This is a genomic window from Intrasporangium flavum, from assembly GCF_001956915.1.
GTDB lineage: Bacteria > Actinomycetota > Actinomycetes > Actinomycetales > Dermatophilaceae > Monashia > Monashia flava.
Genome location: NZ_MLJO01000003.1, coordinates 69,397 through 93,026 on the forward strand (window position 1 = coordinate 69,397; position 23,630 = coordinate 93,026).

Below are 23,630 nucleotides of genomic sequence, written 5' to 3' on the forward strand. Positions count from 1 at the left end.
GGAAGGTGACACGTCATCCCAACTTACAGGCCATCCCGCTGGGCCCGCGCGTTGCTGATGACCGTGGGGTCGTTCGCGGACAGCGGCTTGTCGGCCCAGACGTGGTAGTCGAGGGTCGACTTCGGGCTCGGCGGGGCACCGGTGCGCTCGAGGATGTAGGTCATGATCTGGTTGAAGACCGGTCCGGCCAGCATGCCGCCGAACATGCCCGCCGACGGCTTCTGGATGAAGACCGCGACGACGTACTTCGGCGCCTCGGCCGGCGCGTAGCCGATGAACGAGGCCGTGAAGCCGTTGTAGCGGCCGAGCTTCTCGTCGTAGCGGTCGGCCGTGCCGGTCTTGCCGGCGACGCGGTAGCCCTTGATGCGGGCGGCGCTGGCCGTGCCGTTCTGGCCGGTGACCTCCTCCATCATCCGCGAGAGCTTGACCGCAGTGTCCTGGGTGACGACGCGCGACGGGGTCGTCGGCGCCGACGGGATGAAGGTGCCGCTGTCGTTGTAGACGCCCTCGACGAGCGAGGGCGGCACGCGCACGCCCTTGTTCGCGATCGTCTGGAAGACGCCGGCCTGCTGGATCGCCGTGACGGCGTAGCCCTGGCCGAAGAGGATCGTGTAGCGGCGGCTCGACACCCAGTCCTTGGCCCCCGCGAGGAGGCCGGCCGACTCGCCGGGGAACGCGACCGGCGTCTTCTGGCCGACGCCGAACTTGCGGTAGTAGGACTCCATGACGGTCGGGGACACCCGCTCGCCGATGAGCATCGTGCCCATGTTCGAGGACTTGGCGAGCACCCCGGTGGCCGTCATGTTCTCGACGCCGTGCGGCTCGTTGTCCTTGAACCGGACGCCGGCGCGGGGCAGGCGCTCCGGGACGATGACGCCGGTGTCGGGCGTGATGACGCCCTCCTCGAGCGCGGCAGCCATCGTCATGAGCTTGCCGGTCGAGCCGGGCTCGAACGCGACGTTGAAGGCCTGGTTCTCGAGGTTGGAGGACTTGGCGTCGGCGAGGTCGTTGGGGTCGAAGGTCGGGTAGCTGGCGGCGGCCCGGACCTTGCCGGTGGCGACCTCCATGACGACGGCGGTGCCCGACTCGGCGCCGACCGCCGTGACCTGCTTGGCCAGGGCGTTCTGGGCGTACCACTGCAGGTCGGCGTCGATGGTCAGGCGGACGTTGCGCCCGTTGACGACGGGGGTGTCGACGCGTGTCGAGCCGGGGATGAGGTAGCCGTCGCGGGCGCGCTCGGCCACCGACCTGCCGGGTGTGCCGGCGAGCGTCTTGTCGAGCATCTGCTCGACGCCGCCGGCGCCGGTCTGGTCCGACGGGAGCACGTAGCCGACGAGCTGGCCCAGGGCCATCGAGGTCGGGTACACGCGCTGGGCGGTGCGCTCGCCGGTGATGCCGGGCACGCCGAGCGCGCGGATCTCGCGGTAGACGGCGGGGTCGATGTTGCGGGCGAGCACGACGTACCGCGTCTTCTGGCGGTTCAGCAGGGGCGTCAGGTCAGCGACGCTGCGCTGCAGCAGCGGCGAGAGCGCGGCGGCCGCCTTGGCGACGCCGTCGGACGTGCACTCCCCCGCGACCTTGACGAAGCAGCCGATGATCGTCGGGTCGGCCGCGACCGTGTAGCGGTCGACGGACTGGGCCAGCACCTGGCCCTTGGTGTCGAGGATCTCGCCGCGCATGGCGGGCGTGGTCTGGCTGACGAGCCGCTTGTTGAGCGCGGCGGTCTGGGTGGCCGAGGCGTCGAAGGCCTGGATCCGGAGCAGCTGCCCGGCGAAGATCGTGAAGACGAAGAGCGTGGCGACGAACATGACCCGCGCCCTGCGGCGCGGGTTGACCTTCGACAGGCGCAGGGGTCGACGCGCCGGGCGCCGCGGTGCGGCGGCCGCGGCGGCGCGACGCGGGGCCGGGCCCCGACCGCTGCCCGGCGCGGCGCCCTGGCGCTGACCCTGGCGCTGCCCCTGACGCTGACCCTGGCGCGGCGCCGTTCGGCCACCAGCCCCCGCGGCGCGCGAGGTCGACGAGGTCGACGCCGCCGACCCCGTGGACGCTGCCCGTCCCGGCGCCTTGGGCGACGCCGAGGAGCCCGCACGCGGTGCTCGCGTGCGGGCGCTGCCGGCCGGCGGTGCCTCGCGCCCCGGCGTCCGGGTCGCGGTCCTCGACGGTGCGGCCCCGCGGCCGGTGCGCCGAGGGTCGCCGCCTCGGGTCTGCGTCACCGAGTCACCTCGTGTCACCTCGTGGTCGTCGGGGCCGCGCCCTGGCTCGGCTGCTGGCTCGGCTGCTGCGTCGTGCCCAGTGTGGAGCCAGAGGTGGCCGAGTCCGTCGCACCCTGCGTCGTCGGCGTGGCGCCGGCACCGGTGGCCTTGGCCGCGGCCGCTGCCTTCTCCTCGGCCGTCGCGACCTTCGTCGCCTTGGCGAGGACGCTGCTGACCTTCTTGGTCACCGTCGGGGGCGTCGGGCTCGTGACGATGGGGAACGCGTTCTGCTTCGTCGCCGCCTCGGGCTGGCCGGTGACCGTGCCCGTGCGCAGGTCGATGTAGCCGCGGGTGTTCATCCGGACCATGCCGAGCTCGGACGCGCTGCGCGCGAGGGCGCCGGTGGCCGAGGCGGCGTCGATCTGCTCGTGCAGGTTGCTCGCCGAGTCGTCGAGGCGGGCCGACTCCCGCTGGAGGTCACCGAGGGCGAGGGACCCCTGCGCCAGCGCCGTGTTGAGCAGGAGCAGGGCGATGAGGCCACCGACGAGGAGCGCGATGCACAGCGCCGCGAACGCGCCGTTGCCGGTGCGGGCGATCGAGGACGGGATGACGCGGAGCGGGGCGGGCGCCGGTGCGCGTCGGGGGGCGCGGAGCGGCCGGGCCGTCGCGGTCATCTGGCTCATCGGGTGGGTCCCTTCCTGGTGGTGCTGCGGGCGGAGTGCGTGGAGGTGTCGCGCACGCGCTCGGCGACGCGGAGACGGGCCGAGGCGGCCCGCGGGTTCGTGGCGACCTCGTCGGCCGAGGGCTCCTCGGCGCCCCGGGTCACGAGGGACAGGTAGGGGGCGTGCTCGGGCAGCTCGACGGGCAGGTCCGGCGGGGCGCTCGAGGTGGCACCGGCAGCGAAGGCCCGCTTCGTCGTGCGGTCCTCCAGCGAGTGGTAGGACAGCACCGCGATGCGGCCGCCGACGGCGAGCACCTCGACGGCCTCCTCGATGGCCCGGCGCCACACGGCCAGCTCGTCGTTGACCTCGATGCGCAGGGCCTGGAAGGTGCGCTTGGCCGGGTGACCGCTCTGGCGCTGCGACGCCGCGGGGATGACGCGCCGGAGCATCTCGACGAGGCGGCCGGAGGTCGTGTACGGCTCGATGGCGCGGTCCTGGACGACGGCCCGGGCGATCTTGCGGGCGAAGCGCTCCTCGCCGTACTCGCGCAGGATCCGCGTGAGGTCCTGCTCGGTGTATGTGTTGAGGACGTCGGCGGCGGTGAGGCCGGTCGACTGGTCCATGCGCATGTCGAGGGGCGCGTCGACGCGGTAGGCGAACCCGCGGTCGGTCTCGTCGAGCTGCAGCGAGCTGACGCCGAGGTCGAAGAGGATGCCCTCGACGGCCGTCAGCCCGAGGCCGGCGACGACGTCGCGGATCTCGTCGTACACGGCGTGGACGGGGCGGAACCGGTCGCCGAAGCGCGAGAGCCGCTCCCCCGCCAGCGCCAGGGCCTCGTGGTCGCGGTCGATGCCGACGACCGTGCATTCGGGGAAGCGCTCGAGGACGCCCTCCGCGTGCCCGCCCATGCCCAGGGTCCCGTCGACGTGCACCGCACCGGGCCGCTCGAGGGCCGGGGCGAGCAGGTCGAGGATCCGGTCGCGCATCACGGGCACGTGTCGTGCCTGCGCCGGTCCTCGGTCGGTCATGTGCGTCCCTCTCACGCGTGGTGCGGATGTGCTTGGTGTGGCCTGTGGTGCTGGTGGTGCTGGTGTGACGCGGAGAAGGTCAAACGTCTGCCGAGTCGGTCGGTCGGAGGTGGTGGGCAGTGGTGGGTGGTGCCTGTCGGTGTCGGGTCGACCAGGTGGAGGGAACTGGTCGTGACCGTCGCCGTCGGTTGTCGTCGCCGTGGTGGACACCTGGGGACTGGTCCCCATCCGCTGCCTCGCCCGGGACGGGGGAAGTCGTCCCGGGATCGGAGCGGCTGGAGGCCGGTTCTCAGGTGTGCTCGTGCGGTGGGCCTAGAAGCGGTGGGCCTAGAAGCGGTGGGCCTAGAAGAGGCCGGGGATCACCTCCTCGGCCGTGTCGGCGAACGCCTGCTCGGTCCGCTCGAGGTAGTCGTTCCAGACCGTGCTGTCCCAGACCTCGAGGCGCGAGCCGGCACCGATGACGGTGACGTCGCGGTCGAGGCCCGCGTACTGGCGCAGGTTGGCCGGGATGGTGAAGCGGCCCTGCTTGTCCGGGATCTCGTCGGAGGCGCCGGACAGGAAGACGCGCATGTAGTCGCGGGCGGCCCGGCTCGTCGTCGGCGCCTGGCGCATCTGCTCGGCGACCGTGACGAACTCGTCCATGGGGTAGATGAACAGGCACCGCTCCTGGCCCCGGGTGACGACGAGCCCCCCGGCCATCCGGTCGCGGTACTTGGCCGGCAGGAAGATGCGGCCCTTGTCGTCGAGACGAGGCGTGTGCGTTCCGAGAAACACGGTCCGCCACCTCCCCTTTTCGACCCGCGGGCGACCCCATTCCCTACCTTGTTGCTCCACAGTACTCCACTTCACTCCACCGTCAACGACGTTTGGGCGAAACTCACCCCCGGCGCGTCGCGTTTGCGCAGGTCAGCAGGGGTGGTGCGAAGTGGAGGGGAGCACTCCCCCTCCGGCATCGACCGCCTGTCCCCGGCCCGGCACCGGCCCGACACGTGCCTGACACCTGGCGCGGTCCGGCCTCGGTCGTGCTCAGGAGGGGCTCGGGCAGGCCCGTGGAACGAACCAACGAGGCCCGTTCGTCGTCCCCGTGGAGGAGAGTGGAGGACACCGGACGCGCGTCTCCTTCCGGTCACGGGCGCGTCGGTCACCACCGGCACTACCGTCTGCACCGTCCATGGGAGAAGATCACCTGACGGAGTGCGTCGGCCGCCACGAGCGGACCGGCGCATCGACATGGGGAAGAAAGCGGGGAACAGTGACGACGACGCAGACCGGACTCGACACCACGGCCGGTGCCGGGGGGACCGACCTCGAGCTCGTCCACGACGTGGCCGACCGGCTCGTCACGGCCATGACGAGCGTCATCGAGGGCAAGCCCGAGGTCGTGCGCACGACCGTCACGGTGCTGTTCGCCGGCGGCCACCTGCTCATCGAGGACGTGCCCGGTGTCGGCAAGACGATGCTGGCCAAGGCCCTCGCCCGCTCGATCGACGCGACGGTGCGGCGCATCCAGTTCACGCCGGACCTGCTGCCGAGCGACGTCACCGGCGTCAGCGTCTTCAACCAGGACGCCCGACGCTTCGAGTTCCGTCCCGGCGCCATCTTCGCCAACGTCGTCGTCGGCGACGAGATCAACCGGGCCTCGCCCAAGACCCAGTCGGCGCTGCTCGAGTCGATGGAGGAGCGCCAGGTCACCGTCGACGGCACGACGTACACGCTGCAGGCGCCGTTCATCGTCATGGCCACCCAGAACCCCATCGAGATGGAGGGCACCTACCCCCTCCCCGAGGCCCAGCGCGACCGCTTCATGGCCCGGATCTCGATGGGCTACCCGTCGGCCCAGGCCGAGCTCGAGCTGCTCGAGACCCACGGCGCCAGCTCGCCGCTCGAGGGGCTGGCCCCCGTCACCGACGCCGACACCATCAACCGCGTCGTCGAGGCGGTGACCCGCGTCCACGCCAGCCCGGCGGTGCGCCAGTACATCGTCGACCTCGTCGCGCGCACCCGCGCCACGACGGCGCTGCGCCTCGGCGCGTCCCCCCGGGCCGCGCTCCAGCTGCTCCGCGCCGCCCGCGCGCACGCCGCCCTCGAGGGCCGCGACCACGTCATCCCCGACGACGTGCAGCTGCTCGCCTCCCCGGTGCTCGCCCACCGGCTCATGCCCTCGAGCGAGACCCAGCTGGCCCGCCGCACCACCGCCGACGTCGTCGTCGACCTCCTGCGCCAGGTGCCGGTCCCGCCGGCCGCACGCTGAGGCGGGAGGCCACCCGTGCGCGCCCTGCGCAGCGTCCTCACGACCCGGGGCAGGGCCTTCTTCGGCTCCGGCATCGTCCTCGTGCTGGCCGGGATCGTCTTCGGCTTCCGCGACATCACGCGGTTCGGCGTGCTGCTCGTCGCCCTGCCGGTCATCTCCTCCGCACTCGTGCGCACCCGCCGCACCCGGATGCGCATCGAGCGGCACGCGCACCCCGAGCGGATCAGCGTCGGGCAGGACGCCCACGTGACGCTCTCCTTCGAGAACGTGTCCGGCTCGACGACGCCGATCTTCCTGGCCGAGGAGCGCCTCGACTACGTGCTCGGTGACCGGCCGCGCTTCGTCGTCGGGCGCATCCCGCCCGGACGCGTCCGCGCCATCGACTACGGGGTGCGCTCGCACCTGCGTGGCCGCCATCACCTCGGCCCGCTCGGCGTGCAGGTGCAGGACCCGTTCGGGCTGGCCAACCGCCACGCGGTGCTCGAGGGCACGAGCGACCTCGTCATCCTGCCGCAGGTGCACCCGCTCGGCTCGAGCCGGCACCCGAGCGCCGGCGTCGGCTCCGAGGGCGAGCAGGCCCACCTCATCGCGCTGCACGGCGAGGACGACGTGACGATCCGCGAGTACCGCGACGGCGACGACCTCCGCCGCATCCACTGGCCGGCCACGGCCCGCACCGGCGACCTCATGGTGCGCCAGGAGGACCGTCCGGCCCAGCGGCGTGCGCTCGTGCTGCTCGACCCGCGCCCGTCGGCCCACGGCGGTTCGGGGGCCACCGGGTCCTTCGAGTGGTGCGTCACCGCGGCGGCCTCGGTCGCCGTGCACCTGGCCGAGTCCGGCTACGCCGTGCACCTCGTGTGCGCCGAGACCGTCGACAGCGGGCGTGCGGCCGAGCCGATGCCCGTCGACGAGATCCTCGACGCCCTCGCCGTCACCCAGCTGCGCGACGACAGCGGCGAGGACGAGATCCTCCGCGCCGCCCAGGCCCTCGCCGCCGCGGGCGGTCTCGTCGTGGCCATCGTCGGCCCCTTCGACCCCGACGTCACCTCGCGCGTGGCCAGCCTGCGCCAGCCGGGCACGACGGGCCTGGCGCTCGTCGTCGACGCCCGCTCGTTCGGCACCACCGACGCCGACGACGCCCTGGGCCACGTCGACGCCCTGCGGATGGCCGGCTGGCGCGCCGTGACGGCCTCCCGCGAGGACGACGTCGCCCACGCATGGGCCGTGCTCACCGCCGCGACCGTGGGAGGCAGCCGATGACCCGTCGACGCTGGCGCATCACGCTGCTCGGCGCCCTCGCGGTGCTCACGGCGTGCTTCCCGGTGACCAGCCTCTTCCTCGAGACGTCGTGGTTCGGCCAGGCGGTCCTCGTCGTCGCGCTCACCGCGGCGGTCGGGCTCGTCATGCGGGGCCTGACCCGATCGCGCCCGCTCGTCGTCGCGGTGCAGGTGCTCGTGCTCGCGGCCTTCCTCGTCGTGCGGTTCGCCGGTGGCACCTTCGCCTACCTCGTGCTGCCGACGCTCGACACGCTCGAGCTGCTCAACGGCCTCGGCCTGCAGGCCCTCGAGACGGTCCAGCGCTACAGCGCGCCCGCGCCGCTCAACGACGGCGTCACCTTCTGCCTGCTCGTCATCGTCGCGATCGTCGCGATCAGCGTGGACGCTGCGGCCGCCACGTGGCGCAGCCCCGCGGCGTCGGGGCTGCCGTTGCTCGCCGCCTACCTCGTCACCGCCGCCAACGGCGACTCCGCCCTCGAGCTGCGCTACTTCGTGCTGCCCGTCATCGTGTGGCTGCTCATGGTGCACACGACCGCCCGCGCCCAGTTCGGGCGCTGGGGAACGGCGCGGCCGGCCGAGCACAGCGAGATCGACGAGGCGGCGCACGACCGCGCCGCGCTCCGCTCGTTCTCGGGCGCGGCGGTCCGCGTCGGTGCCGTCGGCGTCGTGCTGGCCCTGCTCGTGCCGGCCGTCGTGCCCCACTTCCCGCCGCGCTACCTCACCGACGGGCTCGGGCGTTCCGGCGGGGGCGGCGAGGGCTCGGTCGGCTTCAACAACACCCTCGACCTCAGCCGCAGCCTCAACGACACCGACCAGACGCCGGTGCTGCGGTACACGACGACGGGGTTCACGCGGCCGCCGCTGCGGGTCCTCGCGACCTCGTACTACTCGCGGGGCCAGTGGCAGGAAGCCGGCTCGAACCAGGGCCCCTCCGAGCCGATGCCCCTGCCGCCGCCCTCGCAGCGGCGCGACTACGTCATCACGGTCACCGGCAACACGCTGTCGGCGCCCCGCGTCGCCGCGCCGTTCCCCGTCGTGGCCGTCTCGATGCCGGGCACGCGCTGGCGGATCGACCCGATCACCCGCGACGTCCGCGTCGACACCGCCGTGTCCGACTACCGGGTCACCTACGCCGACGTCGCCCCCAACGCGGCCCAGCTGCGCGACTCCGGCACCCCCGACTCCCCCGACATCACCGACGACGACCTGACGATCCCGGACCGCTCGCGCGCCCTCATCGAGCGCTGGTCGAGCGAGGTCACGGCGGGTGCCGACAACCCGCTCGACAAGGCCATCGCCATCCAGAACCACCTGCGCGACACCTCGCGCTACACCTACACCCTCGACCTCGGCGAGCCGCTGCGCGACGAGGCGGGCCGGCTCCTCGAGCCGATCGAGAACTTCTACAAGACCAGGCGCGGGTACTGCGTGCAGTTCGCCACGGCGATGATCATGATGGCTCGGGCGCAGGGGATCCCGGCGCGGATGGCCATCGGGTTCCTGCCGGGCAACCGCTCCGGCGACGAGTACGTCGTCAGGGCCTCCGACGCCCACGCGTGGCCCGAGCTGTACTTCCAGGGGTTCGGCTGGCTGCGTTTCGAGCCGACGCCCGGTGCCCGTTCCGGCACCCCGCCCCCCTATGCCGTCCTCGGCGCCGACTCCGGCGGCACCGGCGGCGGCCGCTCCGTCGACGACACCGCGTCCGGCAGCGCGGCAACACCGAAGGCGACGCCCACGACGACGGCCACCGTGGCCCCGGTGCCGGTGCAGCCCTCGTTCACCGACACGCTCGCCTCGGTGTTCAGCCTGCGCAACGTCGTCGTCGTCCTCGCCGTCATCGTCGGCCTGCTCGCGGCGTTCGTCATGCCGCTGACCGCGTGGCTGCTCCGGGTACGCCGGCGCCGGGCCGCGGTCACCCGACAGGACCTCATCGAGGCGGAGTGGGACGCGCTCACCTCCCACCTCGGCGACCTCGGGCTCGACGCCCCGGCGGGGGTGACGCTGCGCCAGCTGCGCCAGCGGTACGTCACCGAGGGTCACCTCGACCCCGACGAGGCCTCCGCGATGGGACGCGTCACCGCGACGCTCGAGAAGGCGCGCTACGACCGGCCCGAGCGAACGACGCCGCAGGAGGCGATCCGCCTGCACAGCGACATCCGGGAGATCCGCCGGACCATCGGGCGCACGCGCGCGTGGCAGACGCGGCTGCGCTCGTTCATCTGGCCGACAGCCGGGGTCGACTGGTGGCGGGGGCTGCCCGACCGGTTCGGCCCCCGCCGCCGCTGAGCCGCCGAGGCGCGGTCGAGTCGCGCTCGAGTCGCGGTCGAGGTCCCTGACACGCGAAGAGCAGCTCGCCCCTCTGGGACGAGCTGCTCTTCGCGTGACGGTGTCGCGTCAGTCGAGGTAGTCGCGCAGGACCTGCGAGCGGCTCGGGTGACGCAGCTTGCTCATCGTCTTGGACTCGATCTGGCGGATCCGCTCACGCGTCACGCCGTAGACCTTGCCGATCTCGTCGAGCGTCTTCGGCTGGCCGTCGGTCAGGCCGAAACGCATCGACACGACGCCGGCCTCGCGCTCGGAGAGCGTGTCGAGGACGGAGTGCAGCTGCTCCTGCAGGAGCGTGAAGCTGACGGCGTCGGCCGGGACGATGGCCTCGGAGTCCTCGATGAGGTCGCCGAACTCGCTGTCGCCGTCCTCGCCGAGCGGGGTGTGCAGCGAGATGGGCTCGCGACCGTACTTCTGGACCTCGACGACCTTCTCGGGCGTCATGTCCAGCTCCTTGGCCAGCTCCTCCGGGGTGGGCTCGCGCCCGAGGTCCTGGAGCATCTGGCGCTGGACACGGGCCAGCTTGTTGATGACCTCGACCATGTGCACCGGGATGCGGATGGTGCGGGCCTGGTCGGCCATGGCGCGGGTGATCGCCTGGCGGATCCACCAGGTGGCGTACGTGGAGAACTTGTAGCCCTTGGTGTAGTCGAACTTCTCGACCGCACGGATGAGGCCGAGGTTGCCCTCCTGGATGAGGTCGAGGAAGAGCATGCCTCGGCCGGTGTAGCGCTTGGCCAGCGAGACGACGAGACGCAGGTTGGCCTCGAGCAGGTGGTTCTTGGCCTTCTTGCCGTCCTGGGCGATCCACCACAGCTCGCGCTTGAGCTTCATGTCGATCTTGTCGCCGGAGTTGAGCTTCTCCTCGGCGAACAGGCCGGCCTCGATGCGCTTGGCGAGCTCGACCTCCTGCTCGGCGTTGAGGAGGGCGACCTTGCCGATCTGCTTGAGGTAGTCCTTGACCGGGTCGGCCGTGGCACCGGCCGTGACGACCTGCTGGGCCGGGGCGTCGTCCTCGTCGTCGTCGCGGATGACGAAGCCGGACTCCTCGGCCTCCTCCGGCTTGGCGGCGCCCTGGGCGGCCGGGGCCGCCTCGTCGCCGTCCTCGGACTCCTCGCCCTCGGCGGCCTCGTCGGCCTCGTCGGCGGTGTCCTCGTCGGTGACCTCGACGTCCTCGAGCTCGCTCTCGTCGGCGTCCTCGGGTTCGCTGTCGTCGTCGACCTCGTCGGCGTCGGTCGCGCCGGCCGCGGTCTTCTTCGCCGCGGTCTTCTTGGCCGCGGTCTTCTTCGTCGCCGCCTTCTTGGCGGCCGGCTTGGCGGCAGCCTTGGCGACGCCGGCGTTGGTGGCGGCCTTCTTGGCCGCCGCCTTCTTGGCCGGGGTCTGCTCGGCCTCGTCGGCGGCGTCGGTCTTCGTCGTCGTGACGGCGGCCTTCTTGGCCGTCGTCTTGGCCGTCGTGGTCCTCTTGGCAGTCGTCGTCGCAGCAGCGGTGGTGGAACGTGCGGTGGCCACAGTGCCTCCCTTGGTCCCGGAGCGGGTTCGCTTCTTCGTGTCAATGTGCGGCGCGTCGACGACGATCTCGATGTCGTGGGCCTCGAGCGTGACGAGGACCGGCTTCATCTGCTTCAGGTCGAGGGCTGCCTCGGCCTGCGCTCGTGCGATCTCGGTGCCGGTGATGCTTCCGTTGGTGCTGCCTCTGACCAGGAGCTGCATGATCGCCTCGTGCTGGAAAACCTTGGGCAGGGTCTTAGGGGTTCCAGCGGGTGTTGCCTTCGGCACGGATGCAGTCGCCTTTCATCGCGGGTCTCGTGTGACGCGGGCCGACGCAGGGCACGCGGGCATGCCACATCACAACGAACGAGAATGGGGGTTCGTGCCGGAAGAGCGTGGCCTGTCGGAGTCGGGTCCCTCGGACGATCTCGCGGTGTGCCTCATGCGATCCGGTACTCGGACATTATAAAACGCCCGATGGCGTACGAGCGAACGCATCGGCCCGGACGGCCGCGTCATCGGTGTGATCCGCGTCCCGGCGAGGCTCCGAGCAGGCCCGTCACGGCGGCGGAGCGCCGCCGGTGAGAGGTCGGGTCGACCGGCTCAGCCGGCCTTGACCGCCAGCACCGGACAGGAGGCGTCGAGCAGGATCCGCTGCGCGTTCGAGCCGAGGATCAGCTTGCCGACCGGGCTGCGGCGACGCAGGCCGATGACGATGAAGTCGGCGTTCTCCTCCTCGGCGACGCTGATGAGGTCCTCGGCCGGGTCGTTGCCACGGACGAGCTGGCGCACCTCGTGCTCGAGGCCCTTGTCGGCCAGCAGGCTCTTGACGCGCGTGAGCTCGGCCTCGAACGCGGCGGCCTCGTCGGCGTCGAAGTCCTTCCCACCACGGTGGGAGCTGATGACGACCAGCTTGGTGCCACGGAGGACGCACTCCTCGGCGGCTCGCTTGAGCGCCGCGCGTCCCTCCTTGGTGGCGACGTATCCGACGACGATGGCCACTTCCCGGACCTCCTTGGTACGGCAACAAACCGGTGGTCGCACCGTACCCGAAATGGGTCAGCGGGGCACCGGCACCGACAGACTGTCCGAGCGCGTGTGACGGATCGGGTCAGCGGGGCCGGCGCCGGGCGAGCGCGTCGCGGACGACCGACCCGACCTGCGCCTCCTCGATGAGGAAGCCGTCGTGGCCGTAGGCGGAGGTGATCGAGACGCGGGTGGCCCCGGGCAGCGCGGCGTGGAGCTCGTCGGACAGCCGCGGCGGGTAGAGGCGGTCGGTGTCGACGGACACGACGGTGCAGTCGGCGGTGACGCGCGCCAGGGCCGCCTCGAGGCCGCCGCGGTCGCGACCGACGTCGTGGGAGTTCATCGCCTCGGTGAGCACGACGTAGGAGTTGGCGTCGAAGCGCCGGGCCAGCTTGCCGGCGTGGTGGTCGAGGTAGGACTCGACGGCGAATCGCCCTCTGCCGGCGGCGCGCTCACCGACGCTGAACGGGTCCTCGCCCAGCTGTGCCTCGCGACCGAAGCGGTCGCCGAGCTCGGCCTCGGTGCGGTAGGTGACGTGCGCGATGCGCCGCGCGAGCCCGAGCCCGGTGTCGGGCCGGTGCGCGGACTCGTAGTAGTCGCCACCGGCGAAGTGCGGGTCGGTGCGGATCGCGAGCAGCTGCGGCTGGCACCAGGCGATCTGGTCGGCGGTGGCGTAAGGCGTCGAGGCGAGCACGACGCAGCGCTCGACGGCGTCGGGGTGGCTGACCGCCCACTCGAGGGCGCGCATGCCACCCATCGACCCGCCGATGACGGCGGCGACACGGGTGATGCCGAGCCGCTCCAGCAGGGCACGCTCGGCGGCGACCTGGTCGCGGACGGTGACGTACGGGAAGCGGCTGCCCCACGCCCGGCCGTCGGGGGCCGGGCTCGCGGGACCGGTGGTGCCCTGGCAGCCGCCGAGGACGTTGGCGGCCACGACGAACCAGCCGTCGGGGTCGACCGCCTGCCCGGGCCCGATGAGGCTGTTCCACCAACCCGGTGAGGGGTGGCCCTCCCCGGCCTCGCCGACGACGTGGCTGTCGCCGGTCAGGGCGTGCTCGACGAGGACGACGTTGTCGCGGGCCTCGTTGAGCCGACCCCACGTCTCGTAGGCGACGCGGACGTCGGGCAGCACTCCCCCACGCTCGAGCTCGAGCTCGCCGAGGTCGACGAACTGGCGGCGGCCGACGGGGTCGCCGTCGCGCCACACGCCGTCACCGTGCGGGTCGGGCGTCCGGTCGTCAGCGCCGTCGGGCCCCTGCGGTCGACGGACCGGGCGGCGCGTGACCTGGCCCGGACGGTGCGTCACAGTCATGCGGAAAGCTCCTCGGGTGTTCGCGCTTGCCGCATCCGGTACCGGTGCGGCCTGGTCCTCACCCGGGGCACCCCACCGCGACGGAGGGTTGCCGGCCAGCGAGCCGGGGCTTGGCGCTGGCACTCATGACCTGCCCCAACCATACGCGAACGGGTGCCGGCGCACCGTGGGCCGGTCCAGCCCGTGGACCGGCCCACCGACCGTGGCGTACCGCCTCCGTCAGGCGCACCGGGGCGGGTGGATGCCGCTCTCGAGGGCGGCCCGCACGAGCGTCGCCAGACGGTGACCCGGGTCGGCGAGCAGGGCGCGGTCGGCGGCGAACGAGGCGTGCGCGCCGTCGCCCAGCCACCACGCGTACGCGGCGACGACGGCGAGGACGGGGGCGGCGCACGTCTCGGGCGTGGAGCGGCACAGCTGCTCGAGGCGTGCCAGCAGGAGGCGTCCCGCCCGGGCGTCGGCGTCGCTGTCGACCTCGGCGACGGCCTCGGCGTCGAGGACCCGACGCAGTCGGGTGGCGAGCTGGGCGGGCACGTGGTCGCCCGGGAAGTCGCCCCGGGACAGCCACGAGACGACGAGGTCGCGCACGTGCAGGTCGACGAGCGACCCCACGAGGGGCGCGAGGTCGCGGGGGTGCGGGTCGGGGTCGAGCCCGTGGCGCGCGAGCCGCACCCACGCTCCGAGGGCCTCGTCGAGGAGCTCACCGCGAGCCCGGCGGTCGGCGACCGACCGCCCCGCGCGGGCCGCGGCGTGCCGGCGCACCCAGTCCTCGACCGCGGCGGCGTGCGGATCGTGCCGGGGGTGCTCGCGCGGGAGCGGCTCGACCAGGCGCGCCAGCTCGTCGCGGCTGCCGAGGACGGCGGCGCCCATCGCGACGTACTCGGCGACCCCGGGCACGTCGGCGGCCTCGAGCAGCAGCCGTCCCGGGGGCGGGCAGCAGTCGCAGTCGAGCCCGAACCAGCGTCCGTCGCGGACCACGAGGCGCTCGGCGACGGGCACGCCCTCGGCGCGCAGACCCCGCCGGAGCGCGTCGAGCAGCGGCATCGGGTCATCCGTCCCGCCCGCCTCGTTCGTCTCGTCGCCCGCTCCGGCGAAGCCGACGAGGACGACGCGACCCGGGCGCTGCCGGACGAGCGCCGGTACGGTCAGCTCGGCCGCGCGCGGCGCGTCGTCGGGCCCGACGACGTCGAGTCGTGCGACGAGCCCGAGGCGCACGCCGTGAAAGCAGGCGACGACGACGCTGCGCTCGGGCCGGAACCCGAGGTGGAAGGGCAGGACCGTCAGCAGCTCGGCCGGCCCGGACAGGGAGATCTTCGGCATGCCGGCAGGCTGCCTGCCCGCGGCCGGCGGCGGCAGCCCCACCGGCCGTGGCTGTGGACGCGGCCCGGTCCGCCCGAGGGGATGTGGACGAAGGGGCCGGGCCTCAGCGCTCGAGACGCTTGCGGACCGACTCGAGCACGTAGTCGGTGGCGGCCTGGCGCGCGCCCTCGGGCAGCCCGACGCGTCCGGCGGCTCCGGCGTCGGACGCGGCGGGCGGGGAGGACGGGGAGGACGGTCGAGGGGCGGGCGGGGCCGCCGGCACGTGAGGACCGGTCGACACAGCGGACGCCTGGCGCACGCCCCGGCCGATCTCCCAGGCGATGAACCGGTCGGTCTCCTCGAAGAACGCCCGGACCACCCACGTCAGCACGACGGCGTCGTCGAGCGCCCCGACCACGGGCAGGATGGCCTCGGGCACGAGGTCGATCGGCGAGGCGACGTAGGCGACCGCGGCCGCGACGAGCCCGAGGCGGCGCAGGGACGTCCCGGCGTAGGTGTGGTCGAGGGTCGCCCGCACGAGGCGCGGCACGGCCTGGACGCGCTCGCCCACCCCGGGGGCGCCGGGTCGGGTCGAGGCGCGCACGAGGGTCGCGACGGTCGCGGCGAGCTTGATCCGTGAGGCGGTCTTCATGCCCGGCCCAACGATCGGCCGGGGGCCGGGATTCCCATGGCCATGGTGTCCGGGCCGGCTCAGCGTCCGAACGTCGCCACGGGCGGGAACTCCTTGGCCGCCTGCTTGCCGATGCGCCCGAGCATGTAGACGTCGACGAGGGCCCCGAGGGCGCCGCCGACGACCGGCACGGCCCGGCCGAGGCGCGCGAAGGTGCCCTGGCCGATCCGGGCGAGGAGGCGGAAGCCGACGGCCTTGTTGAGGACCATGACGGCGGGCGCCGGCAGCCGGTCGAGGGCGAGCGCGGACAGCTTGCCGCCGGCCGCGTGCAGGCCGGCCTTCCGCAGCATGTCGTCGCTGTCGGCGCCGACGAGGGTCAGCAGGATCGCCGAGCGGATCTCGGGCTGGTCGATGTCGTACCCGCGGACCTTCGCGGTGGCGGCGGTCAGGCGCGTGGCGAGCAGGTAGAACTCGAGGACGTTGGCCGGCAGGGACACGGGCATCGTGAAGAAGCCACCGAGCCCGGTGATGAATCCGCCTGCCGCGCCGAGCTGCCGGTGGTCGCGCGCGATGATGCGCAGGGCCTGGTCGGCGTCGCCGTGCGCGTCGCGCAGGGCCTTGGCTGCCACCACGTGGGCGGCGTCGAAGGGGCCCTTGCCGTCGATGCCGATGTCGAGGAGGCGCTCGACGAGGCGTGTGGCGGCCCCCGTGAGGCCGCCCTCGGCGACGAGGTCGACCGACGCCGGTGCAGCGCCGTGCGCCACCGCCCGGGCCTGCTGCGCCGCGCTGTCCGACGCCTTGACGGCCTCGGCCCTGTCCCAACCGAAGAAGCCCACCGGCTCTCACCCCTTGAACGAGTCGTGTCTTCCGCCGCGCCCCGCGGCCTCCCCCGTCACCGTATGACGAGACGGGTCGCGGGTGCGCTCCAAGGTGTCTCCGATCTGCGGTCCACGCACGGTCGGCGGCGTCTCGTAGGGTCGTGCCATGCCCGGACCGATCCTCGGCGCGTCGCTCGACGAGCTGCGCCGCGACCGCACGAGCGTCAAGTGGCGGCGCTACGACCCCGACGTCCTGCCGCTGTGGATCGCCGAGATGGACGCGCGACCCTGCCCGGCCGTCGTCGAGGCCGTCGGCGCGGCTGTCCGCCGCGGCGACACCGGCTACGCCTGGACCGGCGTGTACGCCGAGGCCTTCGCCGAGCACGCGGAGGCGACGTGGGGCTGGCGGCCCGACCCGGCCGCGACGGTGCGGGTCACGGACGTGCTCACCGGCATCACGCACCTGCTCGGCCTGCTCACCGACCCGGGCGGCCCCGTCGTGCTCACGACACCGGTCTACAACGCGTTCTTCGAGGTCGTCGAGGCGGCGGGGCGACGCGTCGTCGAGGCGCCGCTCGGTGCCGACCACCGGCTCGACCTCGACTCTCTGGCAAAGGCTTTCGGCACGGCCACGGCCGGTGGCTCCCGCGCGGTGCTGCTCCTGTCCAACCCGCACAACCCCACGGGCACGGTGCACACCGCCGAGGAGCTGCAGGCCCTGGCGCGCCTCGCCGACGAGCACGGCGTGCGCGTCGTGTCCGACGAGATCCACGGCGCCCTCGTGTACGGCTCCAGCACGTTCACCCCGTACCTGGCGGTTCCGGGCACCGGACGCGGCATCGTCGTGTCGTCGGCCTCCAAGGCGTGGAACCTCGCGGGGCTCAAGGCCGCCATCATCGCCCCCGGCCCCGACGCCGCGTCCGACGTGCGCCGCCTGCACCCCTTCGTGACCTTCGGCGCGAGCCACCTCGGCGTCGTCGCCCACGTGGCCGCGTGGCGCGACGGACGCGAGTGGCTCGCGCGGCTCGTCAGCGAGCTCGACGCCAACCGCGCGCTCCTCGCGCGGCTCGTCGCCGACCGCCTGCCCGAGGCACGGCTCGTCGTGCCCGAGGCCACCTACCTCGCGTGGCTCGACCTGCGCGGGCTCGGCCTCGGCGACCGGCCGGCCACCCGCCTGGTCGACATCGCCCGGGTCGCTCTCTCGGACGGCCCGGCCTTCGGCTCCGTCGGGGCCGGCCACGCCCGGCTCAACTTCGCCACCTCCCCCGAGATCCTCACCGAGGCGATCGACCGGATCGCGGGATCCCTTGCCTGACAGTCCGGTCCAGCTCGTCGCGCTCGTCGTCGGACCCACCTCAGGTCTCCTGCTGGGCGCAGGCGTCGACGAGCACGTACCACTCGACGACCTCGTGGAGAGGGTCGCCGCCGTCACGGCCACGACGCGCCCGCGGTGGGTCGTGTGGTCGGCCGCCTCGACGCTGCGTCCGGTCGTGGCCGCCGGCGTCGACGTGCCGCGCACGTGGGACCTCGCCGAGGCGCACCGCCTCGTCAACGGCGGCTGGTGGGCCACGCCGGGGCACGTCGTCGCCGCCTGCCGCGGGCTGCCCGAGGCCGACGTGCCACGGGCGCGCGCGCCCCGCCTCAGCGGGTTCGACGGCGACCTGTTCGACGTCGTCGCCGGGGACGACCCGTCGCTGTGGACCCCCGACGGTCACCTGCGCGCGGACGCCCTCGCCTGGGCGAGTACTCCCGCACGCCTGCGCGAGCTGGCCGAGCTCGCGCTGGAATGCCAGGCGGCGCAACGGGACTCGCTCGGACCGATCGGCGGGCCCGACGTCGCCCGGCTCGAGCGAACGGTCTGGTCCGAGTCGGCCGCGGCCGTGCTGTGCCTCGAGCTGGAGCGCGACGGCCTGCCCGTCGACCGGCCCGCCGCCGAGGACCTCATCGCGGCGGCCGCCGGTCCCCGCCCGGCCGACGACGCCGACGCCGCGCGGATCCGGGCGCACCGTGACCGTGACGTGCTGCGGCACGCGCCGGGCCGGCCGGGCGCCGACCTGCGCAACCCGGGGCAGGTGCGTGAGCTGCTGCTCTCGGTCGGGGTCGACGTGCCGAACACCCGGGCGTTCGTCCTCGAGCCGTACCGGCTGACGCACCCCTTCGTCGACGCGCTGCTGCGGTGGCGCAAGGACGAGCGCATCGCGACGACCTACGGGTACCGGTGGCTCGACGACCACGTCGGGGCCGACGACCGGCTGCGCGGCGGCTGGACCGCCTGCGACGGCGCGGCGGGGCGGATGACCGCCCAGAACGGCCTGCACAACCTCCCCGCTCCCCTGCGCCCGGCGGTCGCCGCCGCACCCGGCCACGTCTTCGTGCGGGCCGACCTCGGCCAGGTCGAGCCACGGGTCCTCGCCGTCGTCAGCGCGGACCGCGTCTTCGCCGAGGCCACCCGCGACGACGACCTCTACGCCCCCGTGGCCGCCAAGCTCGGCGCCGACCGGCCCACGGCCAAGATCGCGGTGCTGGCCGCCATGTACGGCCAGCGCTCCGGGCCGGCCGGGGAGGCGCTCAAGGACCTCGAGCGGGCCTACCCCGTGGCCATGGGACTGCTCGACCGGGCCTACGCCGACGGCGTGGCCCGGCGGCCGGTGCGCACGTACGGCGGCCGGCTCATCCGCTTCGGGGCCCCCGGGGTGGCGCCGCAGGGGCTCGAGCCGGGCGAGGACGAGCTGGCCCGTGGCGCGTCGACGGCTGCCGCCGACGCCGGGCGGGGTCGCTACGCCCGCAACGCCATCATCCAGGGCTCGGCCGCCGAGCTGTTCAAGGCCTGGGCCGCCACGGTGCGCCACGCGGTGGCCCCGCTCGGTGGCCAGATCGTGCTGTGCCTGCACGACGAGCTGCTCGTGCACGTGCCCGAGCAGCACGCCGACGCCGCCGCCGCCGCGGTCGGCACCGCGCTGACGAGCGCCGCCCGCACGTGGGCCGGGACCGACGCCGTGCGGTTCGTGTCCGACACCTCCGTGGTGCGGCGCTGGAGCGAGGCGAAGGGCTGAGGCCCTCAGCTGTCGGGGTCGTCCTCGGCCACGTCCTTGAGGAACGCCTCGAACTCGGCGCCGATCTCGTCGGCCGTCGGCAGGTCGGACAGGTCGGTGGCGAGCAGGCTGCGCTGGCGACGCCCCTCCAGGAAGGTGTCGTACTGCTGCTCGAGCGCCTTGACGACCGCCGTGATCTCGTCGGACTCCTCCATCTGCCGGGCGATCTCGGCCCGGTTGAGGCCGGCGGTGGCGGCGAGCTCGCGGGTGTCGAGGTCGAGTCCGGTGGCGTTGCGCACGCGGTCGAGGCCGAGGAGCGCGGCGTCGGCGTACTCGGACTGGCCGAGGTAGTGCGGCACGTGGACGGCGAAGCCGATGGCGTCGCGGCCCTGCTCGCCGAGACGCAGCTCGAGCAGCGAGGAGAAGCTGGCGGGCACCTGCACGGTGCCGAAGGCCTGCTCGTTGGCGGGCACGAGGCTCGGGTTGGTGCCGTGCGCCGTGACGCCGAGCGGGCGGGTGTGCGGGACGGCCATGGGGATGCCGTGGACGCTGACGGCGAGGTCGACGCCGAACGCGTCCATGAGCGTCGTCGTGGCCTCGACCATGCGGGCCCACTGGTAGTCGGGCTCGGGCCCGACGAGCAGGAGGAAGGGCACTCCCTCCTTGTCGACGACACGGTGCAGCAGCAGGCTCGGGTCGTCGTAGCTGCTCCAGTGGTCGCGGTCGAAGACCATGACCGGGCGGCGACCGCGGTAGTCGAGCAGCTGGTCGACGTCGAAGGAGGCGACGACGCGCGACTCGTGCGCGGCGAGGAGGTGGTCGGCGAGCAGCTTCTGCGTGCTGCCGGCGTCGATGAACCCGTCGAGGGCGACGACGAGAACCGAGGCCTGCAGCTCCTCGAGCATGCTCGGCGAGGTGTCGCTCTCGAACTGGAAGAGCTCGGTCGGGTCCTGCACGGGTCTGGCCTTTCGTGTGGCGGTCGATGGGTCCAACGCCCCACCGGCGTCACGGATTCCCGTGCGCCCGCAGGGCGGACCGTCAGTCCCGGGCGGCCACCGACACGACGTGGTCGAGGACCGCGGGGACGCACCCGGAGACGTGCCCACCGGGGAACACGTGCAGCCGCGCCCCCACCCGCGTCAACGACTCGCCGAACGGGCGGAAGGGGTCCTCGGACCCGACGAAGACGTCGAGCGGCACGGCGAGGTCCTCGAGGCGCACGCCCCACGGTTCGCCCCAGATGACGAGCGCCTCCGCGGTCCACGCGTCGGGCTGGAGCGACCCCTCCTCCGCGGCCGCCTCGAGGACGCGTCGCACCTCGGGCCGCTCGAGGACGGCGGCGTCGGTGGGGTCGAGGCCGCGCCGGCGGACGGCCTCGGCCACCCGGCCGAGCAGGTCGGTGCCACGGCGCTGGGTGAGGCCGCCGAGGCGGCGGAACAGCCACGGCCTGCTGCGCGCCAGGCGCATCGGCCCCGACACCGACGCCGGGAGCAGGGCGAGCACGTCGGGCTCGGCCGGCGGGCCGGCGTTGACGACCACCGCGTGCCGCACGAGGTCGGGAGCTGCCGCGGCGAGGACGAGGGCGTGGCTGCCGCCCCCGGACAGGCCGACGACGCCGACGCGCCCGGTGTCGAGCACGTCGAGGACCGCGCGGGCGTCGTCGACGACGTCGCGCATCGTGCGCCCCTGCTGCGCCGGCGAGCGCCCCGAGCCCGGGCGGTCCCAGCAGACCATCCGCACACCCCGGGCGCGCGCGGCCTCGTCGTAGAGCTCGACCTCGAGGCGCGAGCTGCCCGTGCCGTGCAGGTAGACGACGGACCGGCCGGTCGGGTCGCCGACCTCGCAGAGCGCGAGGCTGCGCCCGCCGGGCAGCGTCACCGGCGGCAGGTCGCGCAGGCTCACGCGAGCACCTTCCCCGGGTTGAAGAGGTAGAGCGGGTCCAGGGCGTCCTTGACGGCACGCTGCATCGCGACGGCGAGCGGGTCGAGCTCGCGGAGCAGGCCGTCACGCTTGAGCAGCCCGACGCCGTGCTCCCCGGTGACGGTGCCGCCGAGCGCGATCGCCGCGTCGAGCATCTCCTCGAAGGCGTGCTGGGCCGCCTCGCGGGCGGCGTCGTCGCCCGGGGGCGTCAGCAGGAGGGGGTGCAGGTTGCCGTCGCCGGCGTGGGCGATCGTGGCCATCCGGACGCCGTGGCGTCCGGCGATGTCGACGAGCGAGGCCAGCATCGCCGGCACCTGCGAGCGCGGCACGCAGACGTCCTCGGTCAGCACCGGGCCGAGCCGCTCGAGCGCCGGGTAGGCGATGCGTCGGGCGGCGAAGAGCGCCTCGGCCTCGTCGTCGTCGCTCGACACGACCGCCCAGAGCGGGTCGCCGTCGCCGAACGCCTCGACGACGGCCTGCGCCTCGGCGGCGCCGCCCTCCCCCGGCGTGTCGACGCGTGCCAGCAGCAGCGCCTCGGCGTCGGCCTCGATGCCGAGGTGCTTCCACTCCTCGACGGCCGTCAGGCACGCCCGGTCGAGCAGCTCGAGCGCGGCCGGGGTCAGGCCGCTGCGGGTGACCGACGCGACGGCGCGGCCGGCGCTGACGAGGTCGGGGAAGGCGCCGACGACGGTGCGGGGCGTGCCGCGCAGGGCCGGCCGCAGCCGGAGCGTCACCTCCGTGACGACGCCGAGGGTCCCCTCCGAGCCGACCATGAGGCCGGTGAGGTCGTAGCCGGCCACGCCCTTGGCCGTGTGCCGGCCGAGGCGCACGACGCTGCCGTAGCCGGCCGGCCCGCCGACGACGGCCCGCATCCCGAGCACGTAGTCGCGGGTGACGCCGTACTTGAGGCAGCACAGCCCGCCGGCGTTCGTGGCGACGTTGCCGCCGATCGTCGACCACGGCGCGCTGGCCGGGTCGGGCGGGTACCAGAGCCCGTGCTCGGCGACGGCCGCCTTGAGGTCGTCGTTGACGACGCCGGGCTCGACGCGGCAGGTGAGGTCGTCGGGGTCGATCTCGACGACGCGGTTCATCCGCGACAGGTCCAGCACGAGGCACCCGTCGACGGCGTTGGCGCCGCCGGACAGCCCCGTGCCCGCGCCGCGCGGGACGACCGGCACGCGCAGGTCGGCGCAGACGCGCACGGCCTCGGCCACCTCGGCCTCGGACCGGGGTCGCAGCGCGGCGAGGGCGCGCCCGACCGGAGCCCACTCGGCGTCGTCGGACGACAGGCTCGCGACGACGTCGCGGTCGGAGACGACGCGCTCGACGGGCAGCACCCGCCCCAGGGCCGTGACGAGCCGGCGCGAGGCCATGGCGTGCGCGTCCGGGGCGGCGTGGGCTCCGGCGGGGCCGTGCGACCCGGCCTGCGGGGTGTCGTCGGTGGAGTGGCTCGTCACGCCACAGCCTCTCTCACGAGGTCGGCGACGAGCCGGGCGCCCTCGGGGCCCATGATCGTGCCGGCATGGTCGGTCTGCCGCGCCGCGACGACGCGGACGCAGCGGGCCGCCCGTTGCTCGACGACCGGGAGCGGGTAGGCCGGCGGGCTGCCGGCGCCGACGCTCCACTCGGCGTGCAGGAAGCGTACCGGCGCGCGCACGGCGTCCCAGGGGTGGTCGGCGAAGAAGACGTCGGCGGCGTCCTCGACGAGCGCCTGCCCGCTGAGCCGCACCGTCCCCTCCGGGGTGAGGTCGTGGGCCAGGTACCGGAGCAGCACCGGGTCGTCGGGACGCAGGAGAGGCGCCGTGCTCGAGCAGAAGTACGCGGCGTACTCCTCGACGCCGGAGAAACGGCGCTCGAGACGTCCGACGCGGTCGGCGAAGGCGGTGGCGACGTTCGCGCGCGTCAGTCCCGGCGGCGGGTCCATCGGGATGCCGCCGTCGACGAGGACGAGGCTCTCGACACGCTCCGGGTACCGGGCGGCGAGGTGCACTGCGACGAAGCCGCCCATCGACATGCCGACGACGTGCACCCGGTCGAGGCCGGCGTCGTCGAGCACCCGCACGAGGTCGTCGGCGTGGACGTCCATCGAGAACGGGCCGGGCACGGCGACGCTGTCGCCGCGGCCCCGCAGGTCGGGCGCCAGCAGGCTCACGCCCGGGGCCGTCCCGGCGAGGGCGTCGGCGAGCCACAGCCACAGCCGGCGCTGGCTCGAGACGCCGTGGACCGCGAGCACCGTCGGCGCGTCCGCGGAGGCCGGACCGGACGCGTCGAGGACCTCGTACGCGAGGGTGCCCCCGGGGACCTGCACCCTCCGGACGCCGTCTATGGCGGAGCCTGCGCTCATGCGTCCCACGCTATTACGGCCGGTG

Annotated in this window: 19 protein-coding genes and 1 riboswitch; of the genes, 5 read left to right on the forward strand and 14 right to left on the reverse strand. The window is 73.9% G+C overall.

The window, feature by feature from the left end:
• Positions 1-23: 23 nt before the first annotated feature.
• The 4 genes from BIV28_RS19845 to mraZ all read right to left on the reverse strand — a co-directional run bounded on the left by BIV28_RS19845 (position 24) and on the right by mraZ (position 4,656).
• On the reverse strand, positions 24-1,808 hold the full coding sequence (locus BIV28_RS19845; protein ID WP_076258862.1) for a peptidoglycan D,D-transpeptidase FtsI family protein: 1,785 nt from the start codon (positions 1,806-1,808) through the stop codon (positions 24-26).
• 419 nt (positions 1,809-2,227) lie between these two features.
• The gene (gene ftsL, locus BIV28_RS01995; protein WP_076258863.1) at positions 2,228-2,875 is read right to left on the reverse strand and encodes a cell division protein FtsL; all 648 of its coding nucleotides are present in this window, start codon (positions 2,873-2,875) and stop codon (positions 2,228-2,230) included.
• The gene (rsmH, locus tag BIV28_RS02000; protein ID WP_076258865.1) at positions 2,872-3,882 is read right to left on the reverse strand and encodes a 16S rRNA (cytosine(1402)-N(4))-methyltransferase RsmH; all 1,011 of its coding nucleotides are present in this window, start codon (positions 3,880-3,882) and stop codon (positions 2,872-2,874) included. Before rsmH ends, ftsL begins: the two co-directional genes overlap by 4 nt.
• Before the next feature lie 342 nt (positions 3,883-4,224).
• Entirely contained in the window at positions 4,225-4,656 is a 432-nt protein-coding gene (mraZ, locus tag BIV28_RS02005) for a division/cell wall cluster transcriptional repressor MraZ (RefSeq protein ID WP_076258867.1), read from the reverse strand.
• Between the two features lie 478 nt (positions 4,657-5,134).
• Here mraZ and BIV28_RS02010 point away from each other — a divergent pair, with 478 nt between their 5' ends.
• From BIV28_RS02010 to BIV28_RS02020, 3 genes are read left to right on the forward strand one after another with little or no spacing between them, the layout of a single operon-like run.
• Positions 5,135-6,133: an AAA family ATPase gene (locus BIV28_RS02010; RefSeq protein WP_076258869.1), complete on the forward strand. Its 999-nt coding sequence runs from the start codon at positions 5,135-5,137 to the stop codon at positions 6,131-6,133.
• Between the two features lie 15 nt (positions 6,134-6,148).
• Positions 6,149-7,393, forward strand: a complete 1,245-nt coding sequence (locus BIV28_RS02015; RefSeq protein ID WP_076258870.1) for a DUF58 domain-containing protein — start codon at positions 6,149-6,151, stop codon at positions 7,391-7,393.
• The gene (locus BIV28_RS02020) at positions 7,390-9,696 is read left to right on the forward strand and encodes a transglutaminase TgpA family protein (RefSeq protein ID WP_076259392.1); all 2,307 of its coding nucleotides are present in this window, start codon (positions 7,390-7,392) and stop codon (positions 9,694-9,696) included. The genes BIV28_RS02015 and BIV28_RS02020 overlap by 4 nt, the downstream gene beginning before the upstream one ends.
• Before the next feature lie 108 nt (positions 9,697-9,804).
• Here the strand turns inward: BIV28_RS02020 and BIV28_RS02025 are convergent, their stop codons facing one another.
• From BIV28_RS02025 to BIV28_RS02050, 6 genes are all read right to left on the reverse strand, one after another.
• A complete protein-coding gene (locus BIV28_RS02025; protein WP_076258873.1) occupies positions 9,805-11,445 on the reverse strand; it encodes an RNA polymerase sigma factor in 1,641 nt (546 codons plus the stop codon).
• A 381-nt stretch (positions 11,446-11,826) separates the two neighbouring features.
• Positions 11,827-12,225, reverse strand: coding sequence for a universal stress protein (locus tag BIV28_RS02030; RefSeq protein ID WP_076258875.1), 399 nt, complete (start codon positions 12,223-12,225; stop codon positions 11,827-11,829).
• Positions 12,226-12,334: 109 nt separating this feature from the next.
• A complete protein-coding gene (gene metX, locus BIV28_RS02035; RefSeq protein WP_083706958.1) occupies positions 12,335-13,564 on the reverse strand; it encodes a homoserine O-acetyltransferase MetX in 1,230 nt (409 codons plus the stop codon).
• Positions 13,565-13,581: 17 nt separating this feature from the next.
• Positions 13,582-13,695, reverse strand: a riboswitch (SAM riboswitch).
• An 88-nt stretch (positions 13,696-13,783) separates the two neighbouring features.
• The gene (locus BIV28_RS02040) at positions 13,784-14,881 is read right to left on the reverse strand and encodes a DUF4192 domain-containing protein (protein WP_207555708.1); all 1,098 of its coding nucleotides are present in this window, start codon (positions 14,879-14,881) and stop codon (positions 13,784-13,786) included.
• A gap of 103 nt (positions 14,882-14,984) precedes the next feature.
• Positions 14,985-15,512 carry a YkvA family protein gene (locus BIV28_RS02045; protein WP_076258879.1) on the reverse strand — a complete coding sequence of 176 codons (528 nt, stop codon included), beginning with the start codon at positions 15,510-15,512 and terminating at the stop codon, positions 14,985-14,987.
• 59 nt (positions 15,513-15,571) lie between these two features.
• On the reverse strand, positions 15,572-16,327 hold the full coding sequence (locus BIV28_RS02050) for an EcsC family protein (RefSeq protein ID WP_083706959.1): 756 nt from the start codon (positions 16,325-16,327) through the stop codon (positions 15,572-15,574).
• 148 nt (positions 16,328-16,475) lie between these two features.
• Between BIV28_RS02050 and BIV28_RS02055 the strand changes: the two genes are divergently transcribed.
• Together BIV28_RS02055 and BIV28_RS02060 are read left to right on the forward strand one after the other, a co-directional pair.
• Positions 16,476-17,624, forward strand: a complete 1,149-nt coding sequence (locus tag BIV28_RS02055; protein ID WP_076258881.1) for a MalY/PatB family protein — start codon at positions 16,476-16,478, stop codon at positions 17,622-17,624.
• Complete coding sequence (locus BIV28_RS02060) at positions 17,617-19,362, forward strand: DNA polymerase (RefSeq protein ID WP_076258882.1); 1,746 nt, start codon at positions 17,617-17,619, stop codon at positions 19,360-19,362. The genes BIV28_RS02055 and BIV28_RS02060 overlap by 8 nt, the downstream gene beginning before the upstream one ends.
• Before the next feature lie 5 nt (positions 19,363-19,367).
• Here BIV28_RS02060 and BIV28_RS02065 read toward each other — a convergent pair whose 3' ends face one another.
• The 4 genes from BIV28_RS02065 to BIV28_RS02080 all read right to left on the reverse strand — a co-directional run bounded on the left by BIV28_RS02065 (position 19,368) and on the right by BIV28_RS02080 (position 23,605).
• Positions 19,368-20,297: a proteasome assembly chaperone family protein gene (locus tag BIV28_RS02065; RefSeq protein ID WP_076258884.1), complete on the reverse strand. Its 930-nt coding sequence runs from the start codon at positions 20,295-20,297 to the stop codon at positions 19,368-19,370.
• Positions 20,298-20,379: 82 nt separating this feature from the next.
• Positions 20,380-21,243, reverse strand: coding sequence for an alpha/beta fold hydrolase (locus BIV28_RS02070; protein ID WP_076258885.1), 864 nt, complete (start codon positions 21,241-21,243; stop codon positions 20,380-20,382).
• The gene (locus BIV28_RS02075; RefSeq protein ID WP_242652725.1) at positions 21,240-22,718 is read right to left on the reverse strand and encodes an FAD-binding oxidoreductase; all 1,479 of its coding nucleotides are present in this window, start codon (positions 22,716-22,718) and stop codon (positions 21,240-21,242) included. Before BIV28_RS02075 ends, BIV28_RS02070 begins: the two co-directional genes overlap by 4 nt.
• The gene (locus BIV28_RS02080; protein WP_076258887.1) at positions 22,715-23,605 is read right to left on the reverse strand and encodes an alpha/beta fold hydrolase; all 891 of its coding nucleotides are present in this window, start codon (positions 23,603-23,605) and stop codon (positions 22,715-22,717) included. Before BIV28_RS02080 ends, BIV28_RS02075 begins: the two co-directional genes overlap by 4 nt.
• Positions 23,606-23,630: the final 25 nt, after the last annotated feature.